21 protein-coding genes and 1 pseudogene are annotated in these 25,895 nt (G+C 69.7%); 5 read left to right on the forward strand and 17 right to left on the reverse strand.

Features of this window, described 5'->3' with window-relative positions; genetic code table 11:
- The first annotated feature begins 33 nt into the window (after positions 1-33).
- Positions 34-690 carry a DUF6461 domain-containing protein gene (locus OG407_RS05525; RefSeq protein ID WP_405855533.1) on the forward strand — a complete coding sequence of 219 codons (657 nt, stop codon included), beginning with the start codon at positions 34-36 and terminating at the stop codon, positions 688-690.
- Between the two features lie 445 nt (positions 691-1,135).
- Here the strand turns inward: OG407_RS05525 and OG407_RS05530 are convergent, their stop codons facing one another.
- From OG407_RS05530 to OG407_RS05550, 5 genes are all read right to left on the reverse strand, one after another.
- Positions 1,136-2,437: an MFS transporter gene (locus tag OG407_RS05530; RefSeq protein WP_405855535.1), complete on the reverse strand. Its 1,302-nt coding sequence runs from the start codon at positions 2,435-2,437 to the stop codon at positions 1,136-1,138.
- A gap of 11 nt (positions 2,438-2,448) precedes the next feature.
- Positions 2,449-3,342: a dihydrodipicolinate synthase family protein gene (locus OG407_RS05535; RefSeq protein WP_405868295.1), complete on the reverse strand. Its 894-nt coding sequence runs from the start codon at positions 3,340-3,342 to the stop codon at positions 2,449-2,451.
- Positions 3,343-3,422: 80 nt separating this feature from the next.
- Positions 3,423-4,748, reverse strand: coding sequence for an aminotransferase class I/II-fold pyridoxal phosphate-dependent enzyme (locus OG407_RS05540; protein WP_405855537.1), 1,326 nt, complete (start codon positions 4,746-4,748; stop codon positions 3,423-3,425).
- A gap of 155 nt (positions 4,749-4,903) precedes the next feature.
- Entirely contained in the window at positions 4,904-5,503 is a 600-nt protein-coding gene (locus tag OG407_RS05545; RefSeq protein ID WP_405855539.1) for a YdcF family protein, read from the reverse strand.
- Between the two features lie 31 nt (positions 5,504-5,534).
- Complete coding sequence (locus tag OG407_RS05550; RefSeq protein WP_405855541.1) at positions 5,535-6,107, reverse strand: dienelactone hydrolase family protein; 573 nt, start codon at positions 6,105-6,107, stop codon at positions 5,535-5,537.
- Positions 6,108-6,387: 280 nt separating this feature from the next.
- Between OG407_RS05550 and OG407_RS05555 the strand changes: the two genes are divergently transcribed.
- On the forward strand, positions 6,388-6,762 hold the full coding sequence (locus OG407_RS05555; RefSeq protein WP_405855543.1) for a YybH family protein: 375 nt from the start codon (positions 6,388-6,390) through the stop codon (positions 6,760-6,762).
- A gap of 103 nt (positions 6,763-6,865) precedes the next feature.
- Here OG407_RS05555 and OG407_RS05560 read toward each other — a convergent pair whose 3' ends face one another.
- Positions 6,866-7,888: an LLM class flavin-dependent oxidoreductase gene (locus tag OG407_RS05560; protein ID WP_405855544.1), complete on the reverse strand. Its 1,023-nt coding sequence runs from the start codon at positions 7,886-7,888 to the stop codon at positions 6,866-6,868.
- 136 nt (positions 7,889-8,024) lie between these two features.
- Between OG407_RS05560 and OG407_RS05565 the strand changes: the two genes are divergently transcribed.
- Positions 8,025-9,170, forward strand: coding sequence for a tyrosine-type recombinase/integrase (locus OG407_RS05565; RefSeq protein ID WP_405855546.1), 1,146 nt, complete (start codon positions 8,025-8,027; stop codon positions 9,168-9,170).
- A gap of 861 nt (positions 9,171-10,031) precedes the next feature.
- Here the strand turns inward: OG407_RS05565 and OG407_RS05570 are convergent.
- The 4 genes from OG407_RS05570 to OG407_RS05585 all read right to left on the reverse strand — a co-directional run bounded on the left by OG407_RS05570 (position 10,032) and on the right by OG407_RS05585 (position 14,932).
- Complete coding sequence (locus OG407_RS05570) at positions 10,032-11,618, reverse strand: oleate hydratase (RefSeq protein WP_405855548.1); 1,587 nt, start codon at positions 11,616-11,618, stop codon at positions 10,032-10,034.
- Positions 11,619-11,915: 297 nt separating this feature from the next.
- Positions 11,916-12,740 (reverse strand): universal stress protein, encoded by an 825-nt coding sequence (locus OG407_RS05575; protein WP_405855550.1) that lies wholly within the window; start codon positions 12,738-12,740, stop codon positions 11,916-11,918.
- Positions 12,741-13,202: 462 nt separating this feature from the next.
- On the reverse strand, positions 13,203-13,973 hold the full coding sequence (locus OG407_RS05580; RefSeq protein WP_405855552.1) for a universal stress protein: 771 nt from the start codon (positions 13,971-13,973) through the stop codon (positions 13,203-13,205).
- A gap of 278 nt (positions 13,974-14,251) precedes the next feature.
- Positions 14,252-14,932 (reverse strand): helix-turn-helix domain-containing protein, encoded by a 681-nt coding sequence (locus OG407_RS05585; protein ID WP_405855554.1) that lies wholly within the window; start codon positions 14,930-14,932, stop codon positions 14,252-14,254.
- Positions 14,933-15,190: 258 nt separating this feature from the next.
- Between OG407_RS05585 and OG407_RS05590 the strand changes: the two genes are divergently transcribed.
- Positions 15,191-15,622: an STAS domain-containing protein gene (locus OG407_RS05590; RefSeq protein WP_405855556.1), complete on the forward strand. Its 432-nt coding sequence runs from the start codon at positions 15,191-15,193 to the stop codon at positions 15,620-15,622.
- A 243-nt stretch (positions 15,623-15,865) separates the two neighbouring features.
- Here OG407_RS05590 and OG407_RS05595 read toward each other — a convergent pair whose 3' ends face one another.
- The 6 genes and pseudogenes from OG407_RS05595 to OG407_RS05620 form a co-directional block, all read right to left on the reverse strand.
- Positions 15,866-16,597 carry a CBS domain-containing protein gene (locus tag OG407_RS05595; RefSeq protein WP_405855557.1) on the reverse strand — a complete coding sequence of 244 codons (732 nt, stop codon included), beginning with the start codon at positions 16,595-16,597 and terminating at the stop codon, positions 15,866-15,868.
- Positions 16,598-16,609: 12 nt separating this feature from the next.
- Positions 16,610-19,303, reverse strand: a complete 2,694-nt coding sequence (locus tag OG407_RS05600) for a GNAT family N-acetyltransferase (RefSeq protein WP_405855559.1) — start codon at positions 19,301-19,303, stop codon at positions 16,610-16,612.
- 174 nt (positions 19,304-19,477) lie between these two features.
- A pseudogene (locus OG407_RS05605) lies at positions 19,478-19,801 on the reverse strand (type I glyceraldehyde-3-phosphate dehydrogenase); the annotation flags it as partial.
- A 31-nt stretch (positions 19,802-19,832) separates the two neighbouring features.
- Positions 19,833-20,579 carry a pyruvate formate-lyase-activating protein gene (pflA, locus tag OG407_RS05610; RefSeq protein WP_405855561.1) on the reverse strand — a complete coding sequence of 249 codons (747 nt, stop codon included), beginning with the start codon at positions 20,577-20,579 and terminating at the stop codon, positions 19,833-19,835.
- A complete protein-coding gene (gene pflB / locus OG407_RS05615) occupies positions 20,576-22,834 on the reverse strand; it encodes a formate C-acetyltransferase (RefSeq protein ID WP_405855563.1) in 2,259 nt (752 codons plus the stop codon). Before pflB ends, pflA begins: the two co-directional genes overlap by 4 nt.
- A 150-nt stretch (positions 22,835-22,984) precedes the next feature.
- A complete protein-coding gene (locus OG407_RS05620) occupies positions 22,985-23,908 on the reverse strand; it encodes a carbamate kinase (RefSeq protein ID WP_405855565.1) in 924 nt (307 codons plus the stop codon).
- A gap of 449 nt (positions 23,909-24,357) precedes the next feature.
- Between OG407_RS05620 and OG407_RS05625 the strand changes: the two genes are divergently transcribed.
- Entirely contained in the window at positions 24,358-24,822 is a 465-nt protein-coding gene (locus tag OG407_RS05625) for a Crp/Fnr family transcriptional regulator (protein ID WP_405855567.1), read from the forward strand.
- 426 nt (positions 24,823-25,248) lie between these two features.
- Here the strand turns inward: OG407_RS05625 and OG407_RS05630 are convergent, their stop codons facing one another.
- Positions 25,249-25,869: a flavodoxin gene (locus OG407_RS05630; RefSeq protein WP_405855569.1), complete on the reverse strand. Its 621-nt coding sequence runs from the start codon at positions 25,867-25,869 to the stop codon at positions 25,249-25,251.
- Between the last annotated feature and the right edge of the window lie 26 nt (positions 25,870-25,895).

Below are 25,895 nucleotides of genomic sequence, written 5' to 3' on the forward strand. Positions count from 1 at the left end.
CCGTTGTCAGTGGCAGCGGTCAGACTGTGCCGTATGACTTCGGTGACCGCTCGTGACTATGCCTGGATACGTTCCTCTCCGTTGTTCGACTGCGCGTTGGAGATCGGGTACACCCTGTCCCTGGTGCGGGGCGTCGCCCCGAGGGAGGTGCTGCGGGTGATGGAGGCGGAGCCGCAGGGCAGTTGCACGGGAGCGGACGCGTTGATCGAGCGGCAGGACGAACTGCGCGACCCGGAGGACTACTCGGACGAGTCCTTCATGGCGGGGGCATGCACCGTCCCGGGCGAGGGCGGTGACTGGACGCTCGTCCTGCACGTCGGAGAGGGGGGAATGGGGATGCAGTCGCGGTTCCTGGAAGCCTTGACGGACGGCGGGTGCGCCGTGGCGCACTCCAGCAACGGCGGCAAGCCCATGCACTTTTTCCATTGGTACGAGGACGGGGAACTCCGGACCACCTTCGAGTGGCCCACGGTCAGGCAGGGCAGCACTCCCGATGTCCTCAACTCGGCTATGCGTGAGGTCGGTTACGTACTCTCGGACGATGAGGGCGGGGCGAGCGAGACGAGCGAGCGTGTCGACACCAAGGCGGCAGCCTTCGCCCTCGCCGAGCGGCTGACCGGGGTCCGGGTGACGGAGGAACTGCTCCAGGGTGCCGAATACCAACTCGGATATGTGCCCGACGAACAGTGAGGGTGCCGCTGATGGCGCCGTCGGGGTCGCCGTCGGGGTCGCCGTCGGGCCACCAGGCGGTGAAGCGGCCGTTCTCGATCGTGGCCTCGATCGTGCGCTCGGTACACCTTGCTGAATTGGGCTTCGGTGGCAATGGGCATGTGCTTCCTTCCCTGGCGCCTGCCCCTACGTGTCCGACGGCGGGTACGGGTGCAACAGGCCTTCAGGAAGACTGTGTTGAGACTCGGACACAGCTGAGCGGGCTCAACACCCGGGCCAGCGGCCGCAGTTCCTCGGACACGGCCTCGATGTCGGGGTAACGCACCGAGGACAGCCCCGGGTTGCCCGTGGCGCTGCTGACCACTCCGTGCCCGGTGGCGCGTCAGGCTGGATCACGTACGGACATGGACGAGTTGCCGTTCCGGAAACAGGCCGTGTCGGTTCGATTCGCTCGCCACCGGGACCGTCACGGGCGGCGTTTCTCACCGACTCCCCCGAAGCGTGTCTCGACGGTCGCGGCGACGACAGCCGCGGAGACCGCCAAGAGGCCTACGACCAGGGGCAGTTGGACGGTCACGCCCGTCAGGGAACCGGCCAACGCCGTTCCGGCCGAACCGGATGTGATCTTCAGGGCCGCGACCCAGATGAAGACCTGGCCGCGCGCTCCGCTCGGCGCGTACTCCGTGCGGGCCGCGAGGGTGGAGGCGAAGAAGAAGGCGTTGAGGATCCCGGTGAGGGCGTAGGCCGAGACGGTCACGGTGAAGGAGGGGCTCGCGGTGACGGTGAGGAGGCCGGCGACGACGCCCAGGGCGAGGCGGCGCATCAGCCGGTCCGGGTCGCCGGTGAGCGGGAAGACCATGACGGCTATGGGACCGGTGAGATTGCCGAGGCCGTACGCGGCGGTCAGTACGGCCGCGGTGGCCGGTTCGACGCCGAGGATCCTCGTCATGTGGACCGCGGTGATCGGCAGGGCGGCGACACTCAGGGCGACGATCATCGTCAGGTAGACGGTGCGCCGCAGCGGGCCGGTGCGGGCTATCAGCGCGAGGGTGGCTCCCGGCTTGAGGATCGCCGACCTGTCGCCCTCGTGCGTCGGCGCGGTGAACGGCAGCAGCAGAACGCCACCCGCCGCCGCGCCCGCGCCCACCGCGAGGGCGAGAGCCGCCGCCGTGGGCGAGACCCACCCCGACAGCGCGGCCACCAGCGACGGGCCGACGGTGCCGCCGATGCCGTAGGTGGCCACGTCCCAGCCCTGGGCCCGCCGCTGCGTGCGCAGACGCGGTAGCGGTCCGACGATGGCGGGCAGCCGACTGCTGATACCGCCGGTCAGCAGCGGTCCGCAGGTGCCGGCCGCGGCCAGCGACAGCCCGGTCACTACGGCTGGGGCGTGGCCGTACGTCAGTACTCCGGCGGTCAGCGCGGTGGCGTACAGCAGGCAGGCCGCCGCGATGATCTTCCGGCCGTCCCGGGCGAGGTCCAGCGGCCGGGCGACGAAGGGGCCGAGCAGGTGCGGGGCGGTGATGCAGGCGCCGAGCACCCCGGCGAGCGTCCCGGAACCACCGGACGAGGTGACAAGCAGAACGACGGCGACCACCGCTCCCCCGTCGGCCGTACGGGCGAGGGCCGCGGCGACGACGTAGCGCGCCAGGCCGTTGCCACGCCTGCTATCCCTGGCATCCCCGCCATCCCTGCCGCTCTTGCCACCCTTTCCGAGCGAAGGCGGAACTTCCCACACCCTCCGCGTGCTTGATATGTGCTGCTCACCCATGTGGTTCGTGCTCAGGAGGTGAGCCCGAGGGCGTCCAGCACGGCGACGACCTCCCGGCGGGCGGCCTCGTCCAGCCCTCGCAGGGGACGCGGCAGGTTCGGTTCTTCCGTCAGGCCGAGGTGGGAGGCGGCTGCGGAGATGACGCGCAGGCTGCCGTGGCGGCGGAAGAGGGCCCACAACGGTTCGAGTCCTGCGGACAGTTGGTCCGCCTGTTCCGCGTGACCGGCCTGGGCGGCTCGGGTGAGGGCAAGGGCGGTCTGCGGGAAGGTGCCACCGGTGACCGAATACCAGGCGTCGCAACGGGAGTTGAGGCCGCGAGCGGCCGTCCAGTCGCCGCTCACACCGATGGTGACGGTGTCGGGGATCAACGCGCGCAACGCGGCGACACGGAGTTCGGCCTCGCGCGGGTCCTCGGGCACACCGGGGATCTTGATCGAGCCGACATTCGGCAACTGCGCGATACGGCCGTGCAGTTCGTCGGTGAAGTGGACGTGCGTGGTGCCCGGGTTGTCGTAGACGCACAGCGGCACGGAGAGTTCGCGCGTGACGTCCTCGTACAGGCCGAACACCTCGTCCTCGGTGAGCAGTTGATACGTCATCGGGGCGAGCAGCACTCCGGAGGCGCCCGCCTTCTGCGCGTCCTCGGCCAGTTCCAGCACGTGCGAGGTCCGCAGCGCGCCGATACCGACGATGACGGGCACCCCGTCGGCGGCGCCCACCGCGATCTTCGCGGCGCCGGCGCGCTGCTCCCGGGTGAGATAGGCGTAGCCGCCGGTGGAGCCGAGCGCGCCGATGGAGTCCACACCGGCGGCGGCGAGGCGGGCGACGAGCGCCGCGTACGCCGCTTCGTCGATGCCCTGCTCGCTGGTGGGTGTGAGGGGGAAAGCGCTCAATCCGCTGAACATCATGGCTCCTTGAGGGAGGGGAGAGAGAAGGGAGGGGACAGAGAAATGGGCGGCCGAAGTGGGCAGGCGGATCGCGTTGGTCAGGTGACCGTGGAGCGCAACTCCGCTGCTGCTGCCGCGAGTTCGGTGGCGAAAGCCTGGGCCTGCGCCTGCGTCGCCGTGGAGGTGGTGATCCGGATCGCACCCTGGTGGGCGGCCGGATCCGGCGCGAAGAGGTGACCCGACCGCACCGCCCAGCCCCGTTGCGCGAGGGCTGCGACCACGGCTCGTGCGTCGACGTCGAGTTCGACCCATACGTTCAACCCGTCGGGCCGGTACGGGACTTCGACGCCCTGGGCGCGCAGCCGCTCGACGAACAGGCCGCTCCGCCGGGCGTAGAACTCGCGTGCCCGTTCGTGGAGTTCGTGGACCCGGGAATCCAACAGGAGTTCACGGGCGGTGTGTTGCAGCAGGCGGCTGACCCAGGTAGTGCCCGCGCTCAACCGTGCCTCCAGGCGCGCGGTCGTCTCGGCGTCGGCGGCGACGAGGGCGAGGCGCAGATCCGGTCCGAGGAACTTGGACACGGAGCGGACCAACGCCCAGCGTGTACTGCCGGGTGGCGTGACCCGGTGGTACGGCCGCGCGGAGACCGCCGAGAAGTGGTCGTCCTCGATGACGAGAACCTGGGGGTGCTCGGCGAGGATCGCCCGGAGGTCGGCCGCCCGTTCCTCGGTGAGGCTCGCGCCGGTCGGGTTGTGGGCGCGGGGCGTGCAGACGACCGCGCGGGCACCGGACTCCAGGGCGGCCCGCAGCGCGTCGGGGCGCATACCGGCGCCGTCGACCGCGACGGGCGCGGAGCGGTAACCGCTCAGCCGCAGCGTCCCGATGCTCGCCAGGAAGCAGGGGTCCTCGATCGCCACCAGATCTCCGCGGGTGAGGTGAGCGTTGAGCAACCGCTCGGTGGCGTCGACCGCTCCGTGCGTCACCAGCGTGCGGAACGGCTGGTCGACGTCCTCGGCGAAGTCGGCGCGGGCCCAGGCATCCAGCCCCGGGTCGATCGCGGGCTCTCCGTACAACGGCGGGCTGTAGTCCCCGCGCCGGGCGGCGCCCAGGAGGTCGGGCAACAGCAGCGGGTCGGGATTACCGCTGGCCAGGTCGACGCAGTCGCCCCCGACACCGGCAGCGACACCCTCCCGCGCGAGCTGCGGCACCGCCGCGACCACCGTGCCGCCGCGCCCCCGCGTCTCGGCCACCCCCGCCTCGACAAGCCGCCGGTACGCGAGGGCGACCGTGTTCCGGTTGACCCCCAGCTCGGCCGCGAGCACCCGCACCGGGGGCAGACTCGCCCGCGGCGCCAACTCACCCGAAGCGACCTGGTCCCGCACGCTGCCCGCGATCTCGGCCGCGGTGCTGCCCTTGATGCCCACGTGATCAGCTCCGCTCGAACAGAGGGGTTCGTCCTATGCCAACGTTTGTCCTATGCCAAAGATACGTCATGGGTGGGCTCGGGGGTACATGGGTCGCGGGTTTGGAGTGAGGGGGTGAACGGGTGAGCAGTGGAACGGTGGAGCACAGCGGTTGTCTACAGCGAGACCTTCCGCTCATCAGCCCTGAGGCCGCGCAGTGTCCACAGTCCGTACAGAGCCAGCAACGGCTTCACGACCACCCACTCGCCGGGGCGGTAGTCGTCCGCCCGCACCAGCCTCGCCGCGAGATCGGGGCGCTGCCGCCGCAGGTACGCACGGGCCTTGAGCGCATGAGCCGGCTGGGAGACGATCTTGATGCGGTCCACGTCTTCAAGGCGTGGGATCACGTTCGTGATGTTCTCCCACGTCGTCGTGCTCTGGTCTTCCAGGAGCACCGTGCCGTCGAATCCGAGCACCGACTTCGCGTAGTCGGCCATCAGTTGGGCCTCCGCAACCCCCCTGCCGGGTGCGCCGCCGCTGAAGATCACACACATCCCCTGCGCACGGTCAGCGTCGATGGAGCGGATGCCGGCGCGGACTCGCCATCGGTTGATCGAGTTCGCCGTCGCTTGGGGATTCCGGTATCCCAACACCACCACGGCCTCCGAAGCGCCCTCGCTGTTGCCCACCAGAACCCGAGACCAGCGCCAGTTCAGCCACTCACCCCAGGCCAGCGCCGCTGCCCCGGCCATCGCCAGTCCCGTCCTTCGCCGCATGCGGCGACTCTAGGACACCTCGGCAATCGGCTTACGCGATATGGCGGTTGATGAATCCGTGCCACATGGCGGAGGCGTGTTCCGGGGTGTCCCGGTGACCTCCCGCGAAGCCCAGCAGTTCCTTGCCGGGGCTCACGAAGGCGTCGAACAGCTGGAGTTGACCCGGGCGCGGGAAGATCTCGTCGTCCCATTGCAGGTGGAAGAGGACCGGTGCGGTGATGGCGGAGGCGTCGTTCAGGACGCGGTGCGCGGCGTGAAGTCCGGTATGGATACCGGGAGTTGATCGCGTGCCGAACTTTCCGAACACCGCGCACTTCAGCCCCGGCCCGAGGGCGCGTGCGGCAGCGAGGCCGAAGCGCGTGCCCATGGACAACCCGAAGTACGCCTGACGTGCCGGGTCGGCTGTCCCGACGCCCACCAGAAGGTCACGCGCCGCGACCCAGTCGTCAGCCATGCGATCCAGCACCCGACCGATCCCCTCGGCGGCCATCCGCCTCTGGTACTCCACCGGCGTGAGAGGTGATGCCACCCGCTCACCGTGGAACGGACCATCGATCGCTACGGCCGCACAGCCGGACGAGGTGATCCGGTCGGCCATCGACATGACTCGGTCGCTGTGCCGATGCCCGCTGCCACCGTGCCCCAGCAACACCAAAGGGACTGCCCCGGACCGACCGTTCGGCGTCCACACGGTGCCGGGAACCGTTGAGAGGTGCCGGTTGATCACGAACGAACGCCGTGTGGAGTGCTCAGAACCCGCGCGGCAGTCGGACCAGACCACATGCTGACTCACATCGCCATCACAACACGAGAAATTCCAAGCACGCCACGGTTGTTGGTGGCTTCGGCTGTTCATGGCGTAGGCACTGGAAGGGGCCACCCCCATGTCAGATCTCGCTGCCGAGCTCACGGCGTTCATGACGCGGTACGAGCAGGCCACCAACACTCACGACATCGATCGCGTGGCGCCGTTGATCGATGCGGATGCCGTCTATTGGTTCTCCGACGGCTCCCATCGGGGCCTGAGCGAGATCACGGAAGCGATCAAGCGGACCTTCGCGGTCATCCAGGACGAGGTGTACGAAGTCCAGGATCTGGAGTGGGTCGTCCTGGCCGCCGACCACGCCGTGTGCCGGTATCGCTTCCTCTGGACGGGGGTGGTCGACGGCCGGCCCCGGTCCGGACAGGGACGGGGCACGAACGTGCTCGTGAAACGGGAGAGTGCGTGGAAGATGCGGCACGAGCACCTGAGCTCCTGATCGGCGGGCCCGCTGACCCGTCGGGCATTCCGGTGCGGCCCGACCACCCCCGTGCCGAGCCACCCCCGTGCCGAGCCGCCCCGCACGCAGGGCGGCAGAACGCTCAGCGCCAGCCCAGCTCCGGTGCCACCTGGGTCAGGATGCTCTCCAGCACATGGGCGTTGTAGTCGACCCCGAGCTGGTTCGGGACGGTCAGCAGGAGGGTGTCCGCGGCCTGGACGGCCTCGTCCTCCTGAAGCTGCTTCACCAGGACGTCCGGCTCGGCGGCGTACGAGCGTCCGAAGATCGCCCTGGTCGTGTCGTCGATCATGCCGACCTGGTCCCGCGAGTTGCGGTCGTTGCCGAAGTAGGCCCGGTCCATGTCGTTGGTCAGGGCGAAGATGCTGCGGCTGACGGACACCCGGGGCTCGCGCGCGTGGCCCGCCTCCTTGTACGCCTCGCGGTACGCCTCGATCTGCTTGCGCTGCTGGACGTGCAGCGGCTCGCCCGTCTCGTCGTCCTTCAGTGTCGAGCTCTGCAGGTTCATGCCCAGCTTCGCGGCCCAGACGGCGGTCGCGTTCGAGCTGGAGCCCCACCAGATCCGCTCCCGCAGCCCCTCGGCGTACGGCTCGACGCGCAGCAGCCCCGGCGGGTTGGCGAACATCGGCCGCGGGTTCGGCTGCGCGAAGCCCTCGCCCTCGATCACCTTCAGGAACGTCTCGGCATGCCGGCGCGCCATCTCCGCCCCGGTCTCACCTTCCGCGGGCTCGTAACCGAAGTAGCGCCAGCCGTCGATCACCTGCTCCGGTGAGCCACGGCTGATGCCGAGCTGCAGTCGGCCCCCGGAGATGAGGTCGGCGGCACCCGCGTTCTCGGCCATGTACAGCGGGTTCTCATAGCGCATGTCGATCACGCCGGTGCCGATCTCGATCTTCGAGGTCCGTGCGCCGATGGCCGACAGCAGCGGGAACGGGCTGCCCGCCTGCTGCGCGAAGTGGTGTACGCGGAAGTACGCGCCGTCCACGCCGAGTTCCTCGGCGGCGACCGCCAGATCGATGGACTGGTGCAGGAAGTCGGCGCCGGACCGGGTCTTGGAATGCGGACTCGGCGACCAGTGACCAAAGGAGAGAAAACCTATCTTCTTCACACAGCCTGAAGCGTCCGACTGCCACGTTTGATTCCCCTGGCCCCTGGACCCCCTGGTCCCCGCGCCCGCACGGTGTGCCCAGGCCGGCCGCAGGTCAGAGCCATGCCGGGGCGCCGTTGGTCAGCAAACTCCCAGCATGAGTCAGGAGATCAGTACGTTGGCGACCCAACTCGTCCGCGGGAAGGGCAGTCTCTTCAAGAACTGCGAGTGCACCCGTCAGCACCGGTGCCTCCACCCCTACGCCATTCGCTATCGCGACGCAACAGGCCGCCGGCGAGAGGAGACGGGGTACGCAAACCAGACAGCCGCCATCGACCGACTGAACCAGGTCTACGACGGAAAACGCAACACCCCGCGCCAGAAGGCAAATCTCAAGCGCGAGATCGGGAAGCAGCGCTTCGGCGAGTACGCCTCAACGTGGCTCACCCGGCAGCGCCACTACGCCCCAGGCAGCGTCCGCTCGATCAGCCAAGTTCTCAATTCCCAGGTACTCCCGTTCCTGGAATCCCGCCGGATGAACACGTTCGCATCGACCGTGACCGAAGACTTCATCATCGCGATGGAGGAACATTCCGTCGGGCTGGCCGCACAGCAGAACGCCTTCAACGCCCTCAAGATGATCCTTCTCGATGCCCATCGCCGTGACGGAATCATCGAGAACCCCTTGGACGGGGTCATCTCGCCCGAATACATCCCTCGAAAAATCAGCATCCCGACCCTGGACGAGATACATGCCCTGAAGGACGAGGGAAGCGATGAGCTGATCCTCGTGATCGACCAGATGTCCGGCTGCGGACTCCGGAATGGTGAGGCTTACGCCACCCGTCCCGATCGGATGGTCGCGGATGACGTCTATCGGATCACCGAGCACATCGACGGGCGGACACGACAGCCAGCGCGTCTGAAGCATCGCAAGCCCGGCGGATTCCGCGAGCTTCCGATGCCCTGGACCGTCCGCGAGTCGATCCTCCGAGTCGAGAGGGACCACCGCGTCGGTCCGAACGGATACCTTCTTCGAACGCAGCGTGCGGATCAATGGGCGCACACGACGCTCAACTATCACTGGGACGTGGCGAAGAAGCGGGCGGGCATCACCAGGCGGCTCACTCCTTACTCCTTGCGTCACCTCTTCGCGTCCAACTGCCTGTCCAAGGGGATACCCATCACGGATGTGGCGGAGTGGATGGGACACAAGAACATCAACATGACCTTCAAGATCTACCGCCACCTCATGCCGGCGTCGGTCGGTCGAGCCGCGCGCCTCCTCAACGAGGGCCTGTAATGCGTGACGGGCCGGGCGATATGCCCGGCCCGTCAGGCCACCCTCTGCTGTCGCGCCCACCGATCAAGGTCAGCGATCTTGAACTTCAACTTGCCGCCGAAGTAGTACCGCGGAATGCCGTGCCGTTGGGACTCTTCGATACATCCACCGCTCGGTCATGTCGAGATAGGTTGCCGCTTCGGCGACCCCTGCGTACTGGCACTCCAACCCAACACCTCCAAGCAAGCTTGGCAGGAGGTATAGATGATCCGTCCGGCCGCACCCAACGCGGCTGACAGCGGCATCGCGCAGCCTCCGTGCCTGCCTTGTGCTCCGGTCTTCGGTTACATCACCGGGCAGGACATCGGGCCTTGATGTCAGGCCGCGCCGCCCAGTCCGCATCGAATCGCCAGCGGAGGAAGGTCATGAACGTGAAGTACAAGGAGACCGCGCGGGGGGCTCGCGGTGAACATCATCGAATGCTGAGGAAGTAGGACCTGACCAGCGTGTTCGTGTCTTTCAGCGCTGTCAGGGCCTTCCCCGCTTACGCGGCGGAAAGTCCCTGGAAACTCTCTGGGACAGGCGTGAAAGTCCCTGAAAAGTCCGTGGAAAATCCCGCGGGACGGGATGCTTGGACACCACCCCCGGCCACGCCTACAACGACCTGCGCAGCCTGACGCGCCACATCAGCAGGTCCACGGACGAGATCATGGTCGAACGTCCTCGACGGGCGGCAGAGACCATGTACACCAACTCGCATACCACCCCTCTCAGTTCAGGGCAGAAGTCTCCGGGCCGCCCCACCGACGACCTGACTGCCTGCTCCCCGTCAAACTGCCCATCCCGGCTGTCACGATCGACACGGCCGCGCTCTTCGGCAGGTCAGTGGCGGTGCATCGTCTGCAGGGCCTGGACCAGGACCTTCCGGTCGTGCCCGCCCTTGTAGACCGGGGGCGGTTGCCGGTCCAGGTGCAGGAGTTGGGCTACGGCGGTCCAGGCGGTGCGTACCGAGTACTCGACGGTGAAGACGACGTCGTCGGGGACCTCGGCGTACTGGCCGATGAAGGCCAGGTTGGTGGAGCCCTCCGGGACAACCTGCGGCCGGTCTCCCGAACTGCGCACCAGGAACTGGCTGGTGATGTACGGCATCAGCACCGGGATGACGATCGAGCGGTCGAGGATCCGCGGACCCTCCTCGAAACGCAGATGCCGCAGAACCTCGTCCAGGACCTCCCGGCCCGTGCACGCACGCATCGGCTTGCGCACGAAGTCACCCTCCCTGTCCGGGAAGAGGCCATAACCCCACCACACGAAGGTGTCCTCGGGCTGCCCGCGGAAGTGCGGCTGGTGGTTGAGGACGATGGTCAGCAGCCAGTTGGAATCCTTGAACGTGATCAGCCCGCCCCTGCCGGCCTCACTGCCGCTGAACTTCTCCATCAACTCGAAGAACGCCGGATCCTTCGTCGTGACCGTGAAGGACGCCCAAGTCGAGTCCGGGATCGAGGAGTTGAACACCGACGGGTCCCCCAGCAGACCCGGCCGATCCGACGGACCCGGCCGCTTCGCCGCGAGCGTCTCCCACAGCCGCCAGGATCCCGCGTCACCGGAGGTGTCCAGCACGGGCGCGGTGTCGCTGGAACCGAGCGTGGAGCCGGCGGTCATCGAGCCGTTGGTGACCAACACCAGGTCACCGGGGCCGAGTTCCGTCTCCCCGCTACGGCCCTCCCGCGTCCAGGTGAGGGCCTCGACGGTGAGCGCGTCCCCGTCGGCCAGCCGCAAGTCGGTTACCCGGGTGCCGAGTTGCACGGTCACCCCCTGCCCGGTCAGCCACTTCGACAGGGGCCGCACGATGGAGTCGTACTGGTTGAAACGGGTCCGGTAGATCCCCGACATGGAGTCGAAGGTCTTGAAGAGGTGCACGAAGCGGTTGAGGTAGCGGCGGAACTCGATCGCGCTGTGCCACGGCTCGAAGGCGAACGTCGTGCACCACATCCACCAGAAGTCCGTACGGAAGAACCCCTCGCTGAAGCAGTCCGTGATGCGCCTGCCGTCCAGCAGCCGCTCCGGCGTGCCCACGCACTTCACCAGCTCCAGCCGGTCGCGCTCGGAGAAGCCCATGGAGTGCGTGTCGACCACCTTGCCCGCCGCGTCGACGAGCCGCGCGTGGTCGTCCCAGGCGAAGTCCTCGTGGAAGGCGAAGGTGTCCTCGGTCACCGACTTCGACGGGTCGTCCAGCGACGGGATCGACCCCAGCAGGTCGTACGTGCAGTCGAAGTGGATCTCGAACATCCGGCCACCACGCATCGTGTACCCGGCCTCGGGCGACCCGGCCGCATCCAGGCTGCCGCCCTCCCGGTCCTGCTCCTCAAGCAGCACGATGTCCGACCCCACGAACCCGCCCTCACGGATCAGGAACGCCGCCGCAGACAAGGCCGCGACACCACTTCCCACCAGGTAAGCCTTCGCCATGAACGCCGTCCCTCCTTCATGTCACGCCCCCGGGCAGCCCAGACGGGCGCGCGGGCACTTCACCGGCGTACTGTCGGCCTCCCCAGCCTCGGCCGCGGGCCCCTCCCCCGCAGTGGGGCGGGCCCGTACGAGTGACCTGTCGGTCCGACTCGCGGATCCGCTACGCCGACGCTGGTCCACGTGCGCCTGCCCCGGCTACGAGGGCAGCGCGCGGTTGGGGCCGAGTCTCAGATGCGCCCGGCCCGTGCAACCCCCGTCTGCTCATCCGGCGACGCCCCGAGCGACATCGCCGCCCGATCACCCCTTCTCCGAGCGGATCACGGCAACGGGGCAGTCCGCGTGGTGCAGTGCCGCCCGGCTGACCGGGCCCAGCAGCGCACCCGCGAGGCGGTCCCGGTCTCGCGACCCGACCACGACGAGCTGTGCTCGGGTGCTCGCCTCGACGAGTGCCCGGCAGAGCCCGCCCCGGAGGGGGACTCGGGCACGGTGCGTGGTGACGTCCGGGTACTTCTCGCTCAGCACGGACAGAGCGGCGGCGAAGCCGTTGTGCGATCGGCTGTTCCACACGGTCGTCCTGGCCAGCACGACCAGGTCGGCGCCACGGGACGACGCCTCGGCGTAGGCGAACTCCGTCGCCGCCCGGGTCCCCTGGGTGTGGCCGCCGGCCAGCACGACGGCGCCGGACGGGTCAGGCCTGCCTCGCACAACCAGCACCGGAGAACGTCCATGGGCTGCCAACTGCCCGGCCACCGAGCCGGCTCGCAGTGAGCCGGACCTGCCCGGCAGACTGCTGCCCACCACGATGAGAGACGCCTCACGGGATCCGGACTCCAGCACCGCCACGGGGGAACCCATGAGGACTTCGTGCGTCACACGGACATGGGGCGCGGCACGAAGGGCCCATCGTTCAGCCTCGGTCAACGCGCCCCTCACCTCACGGCACGCCCCGGCCCCACGCTGGTCCCAGGGTGGAACACCGGACGGCACATGAGCCGACGACCACTCGAAGGCGTGCGCCAAGCGGAGCTCCACCCCGATCCGCTCGGCCTCGTGCGCCGCGGCCTCCACCGCGGCCATGCCCGACTGCGAGCCATCGACTCCTACTACGACCGGGCCGCTCATGTCGGTTCTCCCTTTCCCTTGCGCAGTCTCAGAACCTGGGTGCCTCGCTCGGCGGTTCACCGACGGGCAGCCTCGTGCCGCCGAATCCACGCCCATGCGGCAGCGGGCTCGGCTTCCTCGGTCTTGCTTCCCAGGCCTTGAGCCTCGCCCTCGGCACCGCAGCCCCGACAGGGCCGGATGGGTCCCTGAAGCACGCCGTCCGGCCCCGTCACCCCGTTCCGTCCGGTCGCCGCAGGTGCTCGCCGCAGTGCAGAGCGCGAAAGCGCCGAGGCGCAGCGGCTGTTGGGCAGCGTGCGCCTGGTCAACCATGTTCTGCACTACGGGACATCGTCATCCGTATCCACGAAGGGTCCGTCCAGCTCGTGGCTCATCCCGGTGAACTGGCCCGCTGCCGGGCGATGTTGCGACCTGCGTGGCAACGACTGTGGAACGAAAAGACGATCCGTATCCGCCCTGACGTGGTCACCGGCATCCGGTGGGGACGACGACCACGGGACAGTGCGCGTGGTGCAGGAGGGTGCGGGCGACCGGCCCCAGGTGGCCGCCGTGCCCGCTGCCCGGCCGGTGCGATCCGATGACCACGACGACGGCGTCCCGGGTGGCCTCCACCAAGGCCTGCGCCGGGGCGGTGTGGACCGTCCGACTCTCCACCGCCACCCTCGGGCGGCCCTCCCGTCCCTGGCGCGTCGCCGGTATCAGCGAGGGCAGTTCGGGAATCGTGTGACGGTGCGTCCAGCAGTGCAGAACACGCAGGCTCGCGCCGCGCAACTCCGCCTCCTCAAGGGCGTAGAGGGCTGCCTCCGTATCCGTGTCGGCCTCCAGACCGAGCAGTACATCGCGGCGGTCGTCGTGCGGGCGTTCCCCGCGTACGACCAGCAACGGACCGTGCGCCTGCGCGGCCAGCCGTGAACTCACCGCTCCGCACACAAGACCGGCCAGTCCACCGAGTCCCCGTGTGCCGACGACCGTGAGCACCGCGTCCGCGCTCTCGCGGGCCAGCGTTCGCACGACGCCGTCCGCTACGGCCCTGGTGTCCACGGGCACGGCGGGGTGCCGTTCCCGCACGCGCGAGGCGGCGGACGCGAGAACAGGGCCGGCTTCGTCGCGGTCGGGCACGGCGTACACCACGCGCAGCGCGATGCCGCGCCGTGCCGCTTCCTCCGCGGCCTGGTCCAACGCCCGTACGGAGACCAGTGAGCCGTCCACTCCGACGACCACGTGTGGGAGAGTCATGGACCTGCTTCCCTTCTGCGTGCTCAGGGTGTGCCCAGGACGTGTGCCTGGGCACGGGAGGCGCCGAAAGCGGGTCCGCGGCGGACCAGGGGCGCCGCCCGACGATCCGGGCCGGAGTGCCTCCACCGACGATGCTCGTCGTCCGCCGACCCGCGGGGCAGGAGCCATGAGTACTCGTCAGAAAGCCGAACGGCCCCTTGGAACAGGGCCGTTCGGCTTTCGACGCGCGGGAGGGAAGGTGGCGCCCGCCCGGACCGTGCCGGACGGCGACATCTCCGTCACACGGTGATCCGGCGTCCCGTGACCGCCTGCAGGTCGACCCGTACCCACAGTTCGCGCTCGCCTCCCGCCCACGGTCCGCTGTGGGCACCGTCCGCGAGCCGGCGCGCCTCGCCGGGGTCGGCCACCGCTCGCCCACGCCCCCGCACGAGCACACTCCAGCCCCGGCTGAACGCGTCGTCGATACGGTCCACCTCGAAGGCCACCCGACGGCCGACGGCCAGCGAAGGCGTCGCACCGGAGGCTGTCCGGAACACGATCGCGTCGTCGACCACGCTGTAGTTGACCGGCACGACGACCGGCCCCGAGCCGGTCGACACCGCGATTCTCCCCACCCCGTGCGTGCCGAGCAGGGACCTGCACTCGCCCGCGCCCAGTTCCGTGAACTCGGGGCTGCGAGCGGCCTGTTCGAGACCGGGCGGCAGATCGACGGCTGCGCCGGCGAGTTCCGACACCGTGGTCTCCAGGACATCGGCCAGGCCGAGGAGCGTGCCCCTGCCCGGTGCGGCACCGGGATGCTCCTCCAGGTACTTCAGGTAGCTGGGCGCCATGCCCGCCCGGGTGGCTGCCTCCGGGAGGGTCAGGCCCAGTTGCACGCGCCTGGTGGCGAGGCGGCGGCCCAGGTCGCCCAAGGGGCTTTCCGCCGGCGTATCGGTGTTGGTCCGTGTCCGTTCGGGCATGGTCATCACGTCCCTCGGCTTGCTGATGGTCAGGGCGGGATCCCGGCTGCCAGTACGAGTCCGGCGTCCCATCGCGCCGGGTTCGCCCCGCACGTCCAGCGTGACCTGCGTGCGAGGCGGACCGCTTGGGCCGGTCGGGCCATCGTCCCGACCGGACGGACCCTGCTGGGCGCGGCACGTACCGGGGCCTGCCTGGCCCCGCCTCCAGGGACCGACCGGCCCTTCCGCACGGGCTTCCACTGCGGCTTTGATCTCACCATGACCGAAAACCTCACGAGGTCCGCACCGCCTCGCACCGTACGCAGCATCGACGGGGCGACCGTCGTGACGTGGCACGGCGAGATCGACCTCGTGACGGCGATCCCGCTGGCGTCCCGCCTCGACGCCCTGACCTCGGGCACGCACCCGGATCTGGTGCTCGACCTGCGCTCCGTGTCCTTCATCGACTGCTCCGGGCTCAGTGTCCTGTGCCGGACCCGGAACCGGGTCCTGGCGCGGCACGGCCGGCTGCGACTGGTCACCGACAGCGGCGCCTTCCTGCGGATCCTCCGGGTCACCGGCCTGGGCGGAGTGTTCGAGGTACACCCTCATCTGCCGTCTGCTGGGGGCGAACCGCCCCGCCCCCTGCAGGGAACCGGTCCCGAGCGGTCCTTCGGCAACGCCTCGTCGGCCCGAGCGACGGCTGGCTGAAGTCACGTGCTGTCGCCGGGTATCCGTCACGCTCCGGGATTTCGAACAGACGACCCGGTTCCGTTACCGGAAACCCGTCGGCCCGCTGACGCGGGCCCGCCGTCTGACCCCCTGCCCCCGGGCCCGGAAGACTCGGCGGCCGCCGCACGCACTGTTCCCAGGCGCCTGCTTCAACTGACAGTCCCCGCAAGCGATGCGGGGCACCTGCACCCGGTGCCCCGTCGTATGACGGTCCGCCTCCTCTCACAGCCCGCGCAGCCAGTCGTCGCTCACGCCGTGCAGTGCGTGCTCGTCGGCCCGCACCCGTGCGTCGTCCAGCCGGTGGGTGAGCTGGTCGACCATGGCGACCACGCCGTCGATCTGTCGGGTCATCGAGACGGCGATATCCGTTTCGCTCCTGCGCTCCAGTTGGCCGGTGAGGGTGACGACCCCTTCCGCCACGGAGACGTCGATGCCGTGGGGCGGCACCCACAGGGTGCGCCCGAGCACGTCCTGGACGACCTCTTCATGGATCTCCGCGTCGGGCCGAAGGAAGACCTGGAGCAGGTCGCGGCGGGTGACGATGCCGACGAGCCGGTCCGCCTCGTCGAGAATCGGCAGCCGCTCGACGCGATGCTGGGCCATGGTCCGGGCGGCCTCGACGATGGTGTCGTCGGCGTACACGGTGACCGGCGGCCCGGTCATCAGTTGACCGGCCGTACGGGCCTCGGTCTTCGCGGTCTGCTGCCGGCCGCCGCGTGTCAGCGCGGCGAACCGCCGACGGCGCGGGGGTTCGTAGGGGTCGGGGGTCGTCGCCTGGCGGACCATGAGGTCCGTTTCGGAGATGACGCCGATCACCTTGTCGTCCTCGTCTACGACGGGCAGTCCGCTGATCCGGTGAGCGGCGAGCAGTCGCGCCACCTCCTTGAACGGGGTGCCGTATTCGGCTCGGACGACGTCACTGGTCATCACGGAGCCGACCTTGTTGTGCTTCATGGCTGATCCTCCTCAGCGGAGTCGACGCAGGTAGGGGTCGCGGGGCGGGCGCGGCAGCAGGCGGACGCGTGCGTCGAGCACGGTGACCTGGTCCGGTGCCGCGAGGACCGGGTTGAAGTCGGCCTCGGCGAGCTGCGGCAGGTCGCTCGCCATCCGGGACAGTCGCAGCAGCAGTTGTTCCAGGGCATGTAGGTCTACGGGGCCGCTGCCGTCCGCGCCGAACAGCAGTGGGGCGCAGCGCGGGGACGTGATCAGGTCGTGCACGTCATGGTCGGTGAGCGGGGCGAGCCGGGCCGCGTGGTCGGCGAGTACCTCGGTGGCCGTTCCGCCGAGTCCGAACAGGACGAGCGGTCCGAAGACCTCGTCCTGGACGACGCCGGCGAACAGTTCGGTGCCGCGGGCGGCGAGCGGCTGTATGACCACCCCGGTCATCAGTCCCGCGAATCGCGTCTCCAAGTCCCGGAACGCGGCCCGGACTTGGGAGTCGCCCCGCAGGTCGAGGTGGACCGCGTGCTGCTGCGTCTTGTGTACAAGGCCGGGCCAGTGGGCCTTCATGACCACTCGTCCGTCGAAGCCGCGCAGCCGGTCCGCGGCCAGGGCGGCGTCGTCCTCGGTCTCGGCCCAGGCCCACGGGATCTGCGGGATGCCGTAACAGGCCAGCAGGTCGGCGCAGGTGCGCGGGTCGAGCAGGCCGCCGTCCGGATGCGCCCGCAGATGGTCCTCGACGATCGTCCGTGCCCGTTGGGTGCCGACGTCAGGGAGTTCCGGAACGGTGCCCGCGGGACGGGCGAGCCAGGCCGCACGGTGGGCCGCGTGGGCGAGTGCGCGGGCCGCCGTGTGCGGTTCGGCATACGAGGGGATCGTGCCGCCGTCGGCGGGCAGCAGCTCGACCGGCAGGGCTTGTTCCAGGCGTACGACGGCGACCGGCCGGGCCCGGCGTGCGGGTGCCCGGGTGAGCGCCCGGACCAGGTCGTCGCCGGTCGCCTCGGCGACCGCGGTGGGGACGAGGGCCACCAGCACGGCGTCGACGCCCGGGCACTTCACGAGCCGGTCCAGGCACGCGCCGAGTTCTTCCTCGCTCACCGCGGCGGTGGCGTCGACCGGGTTTCCGACCGTGGCCCCGTCGGGCAGTACGGCGACCAGGTCGGCGACCGTCTCGGGGCTGAGCGGCGGCAGGGTGAGCCCTGCCTCGGCACAGGCGTCCGCGGCCAGGACGCCCACGGCGCCCGCGTTGGTGACGATCGCGACCCGGGAACCCTCGGGCAACGGCTGGGAGTGCAACAGGGCCGCGGTTTCCAGGAGTTCACCGATCGAGCGGGTCGCGGTGATGCCGGCCTGGGTGAACAGGGCCTGGCGGGTCATGGTGCGGGTGGCGGCGGCCGCGGTGTGCGAGGCGGCGGCTCGGCGGCCGGCGTCGGTGCGGCCGGCGTCGACGGTGAGCACCGGAATGCGGCGGGTCACGCGACGGGCGGTCCTGGAGAAGGCCTGCGGGTTGCCGAAGGACTCCAGGTGCAGCAGGGCGAGGTCGGTGGTGCCGTCGCTCTCCCACCACTGGAGCATGTCGTTGCCGCTGACGTCGTACTTGTCGCCGAGGGAGGCGAACGACGAGACGCCGATGCCCAGTCGGGACAAGCCTTCGAGCAGGGCGATCCCGACCCCGCCGGACTGCACGGCGACGCCCGCCGTGCCGGGGCTCGGGTGGTTGGCGGCGAACGTGGCGTCGAGTCGCAGTTCCGGCTCGGTGTTGGAGATGCCCAGGCAGTTGGGGCCCACCAGGCGCATGCCGTAGGTGCGGCAGGCGGTCAGCAGCGCCTGCGACTGGTGGCTGTCGAGACCGGCGGTCACCACGAGCAGTGCCCGCACACCGGCCTTGCCGCACTCCTCGGCGGTGGCCGGGACGGCGGCGGCGGGTACGGCGACGACCACCAGGTCCGGTGTCCTGGGCAGGGCACTGACGGAAGGGTGGGACGGGATGCCCAGGATGGAGGTGGCGCTGGGGTTCACCGCGAAGAGGCGCCGGGTGAATCCGCCGGAGTGCAGGTGGTGGAGGATCGCGCGGCCGATCGAACCGGGCCGGCGTCCGGCACCGACGACCGCGACGACGCCCGGCCGGAACAGGGGCGTAAGGCTGGCCACGTCGGCTGCCCGGCCTCGGGTCTCCACGGCGGAGAGGTAGGTGTCGTCCTCGGTGAGCCGGATGGTGCAGCGCGTCTCCGGGCCGTCGAAGCGGCGCTCCGTGCGCAGCCCGAGGTCGGCGAAGAGGCGGAGCACCTCGTGGTTCTCGCTGAGCGCGTCGGCGACGAAGGTGACGATGCCCTCGGCGCGGGCCGCGGAGACCAGGTGCTCGACGAGCAGGGTGCCGACACCGCGGTGGTGCAGGCCGTCGGCGACGGCGATGGATATCTCCGCGGAGTCCTTGGCGTCGCCCCCCGTGTCGTACTCGGCGAGGCCGATGACGCCGCCATGGGTCTCGGCCAACAGGGCGCGGTAGCCCGGGTGGGGCTGGGCGCCGGCCCGGTCGGCGGCCAGGGCTCCCGACCGCCGGCTCGCCGCGAAGAACCTGAGCCGCAGGTTCTCCGGGGACAACTCCTCGTAGAACCCTTCCAGTTGATCGTGATCTCCTGGCGACACGGGGCGGACGCACACGGTGGTGCCGTCCGCGAGCAGCGCGTGGACCGGGGATCGGTTGAGCACGTCGTCCGTCATCAGGGGTCTCCTCCAGGGCTTTGTCCGGCACTTCGAGCATCCAGCGGATCGGCGAGGGGTCCCATGGGCTGTCCGGGGTGTATCGGGGGCCGGTCGGCCCAACCTCTTCCGCCGGTCGTCCGTGACATGCGGAGGGGACCGGCGTCCCACGGCGCCGGTCCCCTCCGTGGCATGTCAGTCGTCGGCGACGAGGGCCGTGAGGTCCAGGAGCCGGTTGGTGTAGCCCCACTCGTTGTCGTAGCAGCCGAAGACCTTGACGAGCGTGCCGTCGGCCTGGGTGAGGGCCGGGTCGAAGATGCAGGAAGCCGGATCCCCGATGACGTCACGGGACACGATGGGCGCCTTCGACACCCGGAGGATGCCGTTGAGCGGTCCCTCGGCGGCCACGGTGAACGCCTCGTTGACCTCGTCCGCGGTCGCCTCGCGGTTCAGGACCACGGCGAGGTCGGTGAGCGAGCCGTCCTCGACGGGGACACGAACGGCGATGCCGTCCAGCGCCGATGGCCGCCTGTGGCGGTCGGTGCCGCGATCAGTAGGCCGACAGGCCGTGCGCCCGGAACTGTTCACGGACGCGTCCGACCAGTTCGGGAGTGGGGACGGGACTGTCGCGCAGCGGGAACGGAACGTCGAGGGCCTCGTACTTCGCGGCTCCCAGCTTGTGGAACGGCAGGACGTCCACGCGGTCGACCGAGCCGAGTCCCGCGACGAAGTCGGCCAGACCGTCCACGGATTCCGCGTCGTCCGTCCAGCCCGGCACCAGGACGTACCTGATCCACATCGGGACGCCGAGCCGGTCGAGGCGGGTGGCGAAGTTCAGGGTGGGCGCGAGTTCACCGCCCGTCAGGTGGCGGTAGGCGTTGATGTCGAAGGACTTGATGTCCAGGAGTACCAGGTCGGTGTCGGCGAGGAGTTCGTCGGTGGCGCGGGCGGCGAGGAAGCCGGAGGTGTCGAGCGCGGTGTGCAGACCTGCCTCCTTGCAGCGGCGCAGGATCTCGCCGGTGAAGGCGGACTGGAGCAGCGGCTCGCCGCCCGTGAGGGTCACTCCGCCGCCGGCGACGGTGATGAAGGCGCGGTACTTGTCGATCTCCGCCATCACCTCGTCGACCGTCGCCTCCCGCCCGTCCCGCATGTGCCAGGTGTCGGGGTTGGCGCAGTACAGGCAGCGCAGCGGGCAGCCGGAGACGAAGAGCACGAACCGGGTCCCGGGGCCGTCCACGCCGGTGGACAGGTCCCAGGAGTGGATCCGGCCGGTCGTCGCGGTCCGCACGGTCCTCACAGCGATCCGTGGAAGGTGCGGCTGATCACGTCGAGCTGCTGCTCGCGGGTCAGCCGGACGAAGTTGACGGCGTAACCGGAGACGCGGATGGTCAAGTCCGGGTACTTGTCCGGGTGTTCCATGGCGTCTTGCAGCGTGGAGCGGTCAAGTACGTTCACGTTCATGTGGAAGCCGCCCGCAGCCATATAGGCGTCGAGGATGCCGACCAGGTGCCCGGCACGTTCCTCGGGGCGGTGACCGAGTCCCTCCGGGGTGATGTTCGTCGTCAGCGAGATGCCGTCACGGGCCTGTTCGTACGGCAGCTTTGCCACCGAGAGCATGGAGGCGGCGACCCCGTGCCGGTCGCGGCCGTTCATCGGGTTGGCGCCCGGGGCGAAGGGCGCTCCGGTGAGGCGGCCGTCGGGGGTGTTGCCGGTGTGCTTGCCGTAGACGACGTTCGAGGTGATCGTCAGCACCGACTGGGTGTGTTCGGCGCCCCGGTGGGTGGGGTATTGGCGCACCTTCGTCATGAAGGTCTCGACGAGTCCTACGGCGATGCTGTCGGCGCGGTCGTCGTTGTTGCCGTAGGCCGGGAAGTCGCCCTCGGTGCGGAAGTCGACGGCGAGGCCGGTGGCGTCCCGGAACACCTTCACCCGGGCGTACTTGACGGCGGACAGGCTGTCGGCGGCGACGGACAGCCCGGCGATGCCGCAGGCCATGAAGCGGTGCACGGGGTAGTCGTGCAGCGCCATCTCGAGGCGCTCGTAGGCGTACTTGTCGTGCATGTAGTGGATGACGTTGAGGGCGTTGACGTACGTCCGGGCAAGCCAGTCCAGGACGCGGTCGTAGGCCGCCGACAGCTCCGCGTAGTCCAGGTAATCCCCTGTCAGCGGAGGTGCTTCGGGTGAGATCTGTTCGCCGGTCATCTCGTCGCGGCCGCCGTTGACCGCGTACAGCAGCGCCTTGGCCAGGTTGACCCGCGCTCCGAAGAACTGCATCTGCTTGCCCACCGCCATCGCCGACACACAGCAGGCGATCGCGGTGTCGTCGCCGGTGCACGGGCGCATCAGGTCGTCGGACTCGTACTGGACGGCGCTGGTGTCGATGGAGACCTGAGTGCAGAACTCCTTGAAGGCGAAGGGGAGTTGGGGCGACCACAGGACTGTCAGGTTGGGTTCGGGGGCGGGGCCGAGGTTGTAGAGGGTCTGGAGGAAGCGGTAGGAGGTGCGGGTGACGAGGGTGCGGCCGTCGACCCCCATGCCGCCGATGGACTCCGTCACCCAGGTCGGGTCGCCGGAGAAGAGGGCGTCGTACTCGGGCGTGCGCAGGAAGCGTACGATCCGCAGCTTGATCACGAAGTCGTCGATCAGTTCCTGGGCCCGGGACTCGTCCAACACGCCTTCGTCCAGGTCCCGTTGGAGAAAGACGTCCAGGAAGGTGGAGGTGCGGCCGAGCGACATCGCGGCGCCGTTCTGCTCCTTCACGGCGGCCAGGTAGCCGAGGTAGAGCCACTGGACGGCCTCGTGGGCGGTGGTGGCGGGGCGGGAGACGTCACAGCCGTAGGTGGCCGCCATCCGTGTCAACTCGCCCAACGCCCGTGTCTGCTCGGCGAGTTCCTCCCGGTCCCGGATGACCTCGGTACTGGAGGCGCAGGCGTCGAGCAGGGCCCGCTCGGCCTTCTTGGCCTCGATCAGGCGGTCCGTGCCGTACAGCGCCACGCGCCGGTAGTCGCCGATGATCCGGCCGCGGCCGTAGGCGTCGGGCAGGCCGGTGATGATCCCGGCCCGGCGGGCGGCCCGCATGTCGGGGGTGTAGGCGTCGAAGACACCGTCGTTGTGGGTCTTGCGGTAGGTGCCGAAGACGCGCGAGATGAAGGGGTCGGGCTCGTAGCCGTACGCCTTCAGGCTGTTCTCGACCATACGCAGGCCGCCGTTGGGCATGATCGCGCGCTTCAGCGGGGCGTCGGTCTGCAGGCCGACGATCAACTCCCGTTCCCGGTCGATGTATCCGGGCGCGTGCGAGGTGATCGTGGAAGGGGTGGCGGCGTCCACGTCGAGGACGCCCCGGCTGCGCTCCTCCGGGAACAGGGCGCTGACCTTCTCCCAGACGGCGCGCGTGCGGTCGGTGGGGCCGGTCAGGAAGGTCGCGTCGCCTTCGTACGGCGTGTAGTTGGCCTGGATGAAGTCGCGCACGTCGACGCGCTCGCGCCAAGAGGTGCCGGCGAAGCCGCGCCATGCCTCGGTTGCGCGCGTTCCCGCTGTCACTGTCGCTGTCATCGCCGGTTCTCTCCCTTGCTTCGCACGGGGATGTCTCCCTGACTCCATGCTCGTGCGACGCACTGGTCGTCGGGAGAGCCGGACAGGGACGTGGACCCGGCCGTCCGGCCCCCTCCTGCCAGGGCCGGACGGCCCTCCGCTCGGCGACCGTCACCCGGCGGGCAGGTCCGGGCGGACGAGGGTGCCGGACCTGCCGTGGACGATCTCGTACGCCGCGTCCAGGGCCCCTATCGCGGCCAGTCCCCCGGTGCGTTCGACGAACCGGGCGGCGGCCTCGGCCTTAGGTCCCATCGAGTCCTCGGGGAAGCCGCTCCGGCGCAGATCGGCGGGGGTGGCGCCGAGGACGGGCTGCTGGTCGGGGGTGCCGTAGCCGGAGTAGACGCAGGGCACGTCGGTGAGGATGAGCAGGAAGTCGGCCTTCAGGTGCTCGGCGAGCAGGGCTGCCGTGAGGTCCTTGTCGACGACGGCTTCCGCCCCGGTGAGCGCGCCGGTGTCGTGGTCCGCGGTGACGGGGACGCCTCCGCCGCCGGCGCAGATGACGAGCGTGCCGCTGCCCAGCAGGTCGTGGATGGTGTCGGTCTCCAGGACGCGTACGGGTGCCGGGGAGGGGACCACGCGGCGCCGGCCGGTGGTGTCGGCGCCGATGTGCCAGCCGCGTTCGCGGGCGAGCGCGGACGCTACGTCGTGGGGGTACACCTGGCCGACGAACTTCGTGGGGTGCCCGAAGGCCGGATCGTCGGCCCGCACGAGGGTGTGGGTGACCAGCGCGGCGATACGACGGCCGGGCAGGGCGTCGTACAGGGTGCGGACCAGCAGGGAACCGATCATGCCCTGGGTCTGGGCGCCGAGCAGGTCCAGCGGGTAAGGGGCGCTCAGGGCCGGGTCGGCGTCGCTCTCGACAGCGAGCAGATCGATCTGGGGGCCGTTGCCGTGGGTGATGACGATCTCGTGATCGTGGGCGAGGGCGGCGATCGCGGTGGTCACCCGGTCGATGTTCGCCTCCTGGACGGCCGCGTCGGGGTGTTCGCCGCGGTGCAGCAGGGCGTTGCCGCCGAGGGCGATGACGATGCGCATGGCTCATTCCTCCAGAGGGGCGACGCGTACGGCTTCGATGGCGTGCAGGCGGTTCTCCGACTGAGCGACACGATTGGTGCGGGTGAGGAGAACACGCCGTCGACGACTTCCGGTTCGGGGCAGGGCCGACAGACATTGCATGAACTCGATGTCGGAGTTTCCGGTAGCGGCCGGCATCTCCTCACCGACCCGGTACGAGACGAACAGCCCGATCCGCCGACAACCTTCAGAGGTCTGGAGGGAATGAGGTACCCCCAGCTCGCCCCTCCACCCGGCGGGTGGTCTCACGCACTCATGGAACAACCCGGTCGGTGGCGCCACAGCGTGCCGGAAGTCCCCTGGTCAGAGCCGAGTGGCCCGGCCGGTGGACCGGATGGCCCATGGTCGGCCGCCGGGCGTCGGGCACACGCTGGTCAGGACAGTTCCCCCGTCCCGTCGGGAGGCACGCCATGATCATCACTCCCACGCCCAGCATGCCGCGCGCGCTGCCGGCCGAGCACCAGCAGCGGCTCATGGGCTTCGCCCACGAGGTCTCCTTCCCGCAAGGGACGCGCTTGTTCGAGGAGGGCGGCCGGGCCGACCGGTTCTGGATCATCCGCACGGGCACGGTCCAGCTCGACATGCATGTGCCGGGCCGCCGCGCGGCCGTCATCGAGACCCTCCGGCACAACGAACTCGTCGGCTGGTCCTGGCTGTTCACCCCGCACTCCTGGCACCTGGGCGCCGAGGCGACGACCCCGGTGCGGGCGTACGAGTTCGATGCCACGGCCGTCCGCCTGCTGTGCCGGGAAGACCCGGCCATCGGCAGCACCATCGCCCAATGGGCCGGCGACGTGCTCGCCCACCGCCTCCGCTCCGCCCGGACCCGGCTGCTGGACCTGTACGCCCCGTACGGCGCCGGCAGCCGGGGCTGAGCGCGCCCGCGGCCCGAAGCGCCAGCAGAAGCGAGGTCGTGTCGTCGGCGTCGGATCGGAGGCCGATTCCCTGCCCAGGGAAGAGTTCCGCGACAGTGACCCCGGGCTCCCTCCTCTCGACTTCGCTCGACCTGGGGCACCCCCGTCACGTAGCTGTGGCGCCTGCCCGAGCCCACAAGGGCCGAAGCGGGTTCACCCTTTGGACTGGTGGGATCGCATGGGGTGGCGGTGTCGCGTATCCGTGGCTGACGCCCACAGCTCCACGACGCCGAGTGATCGGTCAGAGGTGCTCGATCACGGACTGGGGTGATCAATGGTGAGTGCTGAACGGTCGGACGCCGACGCTCCGGTGACAGGTGGCCGAGCAGGGCAAGCCGCCTACCGGCCCCGCCCCGATGTCGTCCGCGAAGTCACTCACGGACAGGATCAATCCCGGAGAGCGCCGATGCGCCGCAGCCACGACCGGACCTCGGCATCGGCCTTCCCGACGTCCTCGCCACGCACCGCGAGCCCTTCCCCGATGGTCGCGCCCGGGCAGACCGCCGCGTAGTCGCGCTCGGTCGTGCCCAGTCCGCTCATCGCATACGTCGTGACCGGATGGACCGTCCTGCCGCGGAAGTCGTACCCCTCGGCGAAGGTCGACATGATCATGGGCGCTCGGACGTTCCAGATGGGGCTGCCCAGCAGCACCACGTCGTAACGGTCGATCGAGGACAGGGGGTTGGCGATGGCCGGCCGTGTATCGGCGTCCTGTTCGCGGACGTTGCGAGCGACCGTCGCGTCGTAGTCGTCGGAGTAGGCATCGGCGGCTTCGATGCGGTGCACGTCGCACTCGATGTGCTGGCTGATGATGCGGGCGAGGACCTCGGTGTTTCCGGTCTTGAGGTCGGTACGTCCGCCGTTGTAGTAGTTCTCGCCCGCCCGGGAGAAGTAGGCCAGCAGGACCCGTTTCCCGGACGGGGACGTCGCCCCGGTTCTCTCACTGCCCTCCGGCGTCGCCTCGCTCGGCTGCGACGGGGAACAGCCCGTGATCTGGACACCGGTCATGACGGTGGCTCCTACCAGAAGTGCTC

It is taken from the genome of Streptomyces sp. NBC_01515, from assembly GCF_045040345.1.
Classification (GTDB): Bacteria; Actinomycetota; Actinomycetes; order Streptomycetales; family Streptomycetaceae; genus Streptomyces.

Excerpts from the sequence above, each read along its gene's own strand:
- OG407_RS05530 (WP_405855535.1), bottom strand. The coding sequence starts at position 2,437 with ATGGGTGAGCAGCACATATCAAGCACGCGGAGGGTGTGGGAAGTTCCG.
- OG407_RS05625 (WP_405855567.1), top strand. The coding sequence starts at position 24,358 with ATGATCATCACTCCCACGCCCAGCATGCCGCGCGCGCTGCCGGCCGAG.
- OG407_RS05585 (WP_405855554.1), bottom strand. The coding sequence starts at position 14,932 with ATGCCCGAACGGACACGGACCAACACCGATACGCCGGCGGAAAGCCCC.
- OG407_RS05555 (WP_405855543.1), top strand. The coding sequence starts at position 6,388 with ATGTCAGATCTCGCTGCCGAGCTCACGGCGTTCATGACGCGGTACGAG.
- OG407_RS05545 (WP_405855539.1), bottom strand. The coding sequence starts at position 5,503 with ATGCGGCGAAGGACGGGACTGGCGATGGCCGGGGCAGCGGCGCTGGCC.
- OG407_RS05620 (WP_405855565.1), bottom strand. The coding sequence starts at position 23,908 with ATGCGCATCGTCATCGCCCTCGGCGGCAACGCCCTGCTGCACCGCGGC.
- OG407_RS05575 (WP_405855550.1), bottom strand. The coding sequence starts at position 12,740 with ATGAGCGGCCCGGTCGTAGTAGGAGTCGATGGCTCGCAGTCGGGCATG.
- OG407_RS05565 (WP_405855546.1), top strand. The coding sequence starts at position 8,025 with ATGAGTCAGGAGATCAGTACGTTGGCGACCCAACTCGTCCGCGGGAAG.
- OG407_RS05570 (WP_405855548.1), bottom strand. The coding sequence starts at position 11,618 with ATGGCGAAGGCTTACCTGGTGGGAAGTGGTGTCGCGGCCTTGTCTGCG.
- OG407_RS05630 (WP_405855569.1), bottom strand. The coding sequence starts at position 25,869 with ATGACCGGTGTCCAGATCACGGGCTGTTCCCCGTCGCAGCCGAGCGAG.
- OG407_RS05590 (WP_405855556.1), top strand. The coding sequence starts at position 15,191 with ATGACCGAAAACCTCACGAGGTCCGCACCGCCTCGCACCGTACGCAGC.
- OG407_RS05600 (WP_405855559.1), bottom strand. The coding sequence starts at position 19,303 with ATGACGGACGACGTGCTCAACCGATCCCCGGTCCACGCGCTGCTCGCG.
- OG407_RS05580 (WP_405855552.1), bottom strand. The coding sequence starts at position 13,973 with ATGACTCTCCCACACGTGGTCGTCGGAGTGGACGGCTCACTGGTCTCC.
- OG407_RS05550 (WP_405855541.1), bottom strand. The coding sequence starts at position 6,107 with ATGTCGATGGCCGACCGGATCACCTCGTCCGGCTGTGCGGCCGTAGCG.
- OG407_RS05535 (WP_405868295.1), bottom strand. The coding sequence starts at position 3,342 with ATGTTCAGCGGATTGAGCGCTTTCCCCCTCACACCCACCAGCGAGCAG.
- OG407_RS05595 (WP_405855557.1), bottom strand. The coding sequence starts at position 16,597 with ATGAAGCACAACAAGGTCGGCTCCGTGATGACCAGTGACGTCGTCCGA.
- OG407_RS05525 (WP_405855533.1), top strand. The coding sequence starts at position 34 with ATGACTTCGGTGACCGCTCGTGACTATGCCTGGATACGTTCCTCTCCG.
- pflB (WP_405855563.1), bottom strand. The coding sequence starts at position 22,834 with ATGACAGCGACAGTGACAGCGGGAACGCGCGCAACCGAGGCATGGCGC.